The organism is Rhizobium sp. BK049 (assembly GCF_014193135.1).
Lineage (GTDB): Bacteria > Pseudomonadota > Alphaproteobacteria > Rhizobiales > Rhizobiaceae > Rhizobium.
The window spans coordinates 1-2053 of sequence record NZ_JACHYV010000065.1; the positions used below are offsets into that span (position 1 = coordinate 1).

The window sequence follows — 2053 nt, forward strand, 5'->3', positions numbered from 1 at the left end:
CGGGTTCGGTCCTCCAGTTGGTGTTACCCAACCTTCAACCTGCTCATGGCTAGATCACTCGGTTTCGGGTCTAATGCAACAAACTATATCGCCCTGTTCAGACTCGCTTTCGCTGCGCCTACACCTACCGGCTTAAGCTTGCTTGTTACACTAAGTCGTTGACCCATTATACAAAAGGTACGCCGTCACCCTTTCAGGCTCCGACTGTTTGTAGGCATCCGGTTTCAGGTTCTATTTCACTCCCCTTGTCGGGGTGCTTTTCACCTTTCCCTCACGGTACTTGTTCGCTATCGGTCATGCACGAGTACTTAGGCTTGGAGAGTGGTCTCCCCATGTTCAGACAGGATTTCTCGTGTCCCGCCCTACTCTAGGACAATCGTGATATCTACGCGTACGGGGCTGTCACCCACTACGGCCGCACTTTCCAGAGCGTTCCACTTTAATCACAATTGCCACTGGCCTGGTCCGCGTTCGCTCGCCACTACTTGCGGAGTCTCGGTTGATGTCCTTTCCTGCAGGTACTTAGATGTTTCAGTTCCCTGCGTTCGCTTCTTACACCCTATGTATTCAGGTGCAGATACCTTATAACAATGCTTGGAAACCATTCGGGTTTTCACTCACGCTTGTTCTGCACTTCGTGCAGCGCTGCGTGGGCGCGCCGGACGACCGGCGACGCGCTCTGCGCTGTATCGGGAAGTTCCCATACAGGCCAGAGGCCGTCGGCGATCGTTCGCCGTAACGTCGGGTCGAAGACCCGACAACCAGAATGATTTTCCAAGCATTTAAGGTGGGTTGCCCCATTCGGAGATCCATGGATCAAAGCTCATTCGCAGCTCCCCACGGCTTTTCGCAGCGTATCACGTCCTTCATCGCCTGTGCATGCCAAGGCATCCACCAAATGCCCTTACGACACTTAATCGTTCTCATTGCCAATGCTCATCGTCTTTGTTTGATTTGGCAAACCTTATCCACTCGGCTTTCGCCCTCGTGGGGTGCCAAATCCGACTATCCGGACAACCTTGCGATTGCCGCCAGCCGGGCCAAACATGCGTAATTACCTTTTACAATTACGCTTTCTAACAATGCCATCGACGTGTTCGACCTGATCACTTTATTGGAGCTACGCCGAGCAGCTCGCTTGTGTCAGGTCTTAAGACCAGCTTCTCGAGATTGGATCCGATACCGCGCGGTCAGGCAACGGTAATCAAGTCGTCCGTCAGATGCTCATCCCTAAAGATCAGCAAACAACAACGACTCAGAGCGACAAGCTTCCTTCCTACCTTCAGTCCCTCTTTCGTTTCCGGTCGGCTAGACCATCCACGACATCATGGGAACTGAGCTCGGACATCGGGCAAAACCCGACACCTGGAAGCCTCCAGATCAATCTTCTCTTCACGATATATGCAGAACAGGCACAGACGCTGATGGCGTCGTGCAAACTTTGTTTTTCTTCAGAAGACATCATCGCCGTCAGTCTCAACACCAATCGATTTGGTGGAGCTGAGCGGGATCGAACCGCTGACCCCCTGCTTGCAAAGCAGGTGCTCTCCCAGCTGAGCTACAGCCCCATCAGCTCGATCGCCTGGATCGCTCCAGGTTCGGCAACTTTCCGCGTCTGCCGTCTTTTCCCAACCCCCATTCACCAAATGCAAATGGTGGGCCCGGGAAGACTTGAACTTCCGACCCCACGCTTATCAAGCGTGTGCTCTAACCAACTGAGCTACGGGCCCATTCTCGTCAAACCGGTCCAGTCAAACTGGAGCGACGCGGTTCTTTGTCTTCTTGAAGAAAGAGAAACGTGGACGGCGAAAGCTCGCCATACCGTCGTGACCGTAGTCTACGCGGCGTATTGCGTTTCGATGGTCGCCTGACTGGCGCCATCTATGTTCTAAAAAGCACGGGAAGGTTCATACCGGGGAGATCCGAAGATCAGGCCGGTCGTCTTACCAATTCCACAGCTTCCTTAGAAAGGAGGTGATCCAGCCGCAGGTTCCCCTACGGCTACCTTGTTACGACTTCACCCCAGTCGCTGACCCTACCGTGGTTAGCTGCC

General features: G+C 53.7%; 2 tRNA genes and 2 rRNA genes. All 4 read right to left on the bottom strand.

From position 1 onward, the window contains the following. Window positions 1–919 (bottom strand): 23S ribosomal RNA (locus tag FHT70_RS29980); the annotation flags it as partial. 573 nt (window positions 920–1492) lie between these two features. Then, a tRNA-Ala gene (locus FHT70_RS29985) sits at window positions 1493–1568 on the bottom strand. Window positions 1569–1653: 85 nt separating this feature from the next. Continuing rightward, window positions 1654–1730 (bottom strand) — tRNA-Ile (locus tag FHT70_RS29990). A 237-nt stretch (window positions 1731–1967) separates the two neighbouring features. Beyond that, window positions 1968–2053, bottom strand: a 16S ribosomal RNA gene (locus tag FHT70_RS29995); the annotation flags it as partial.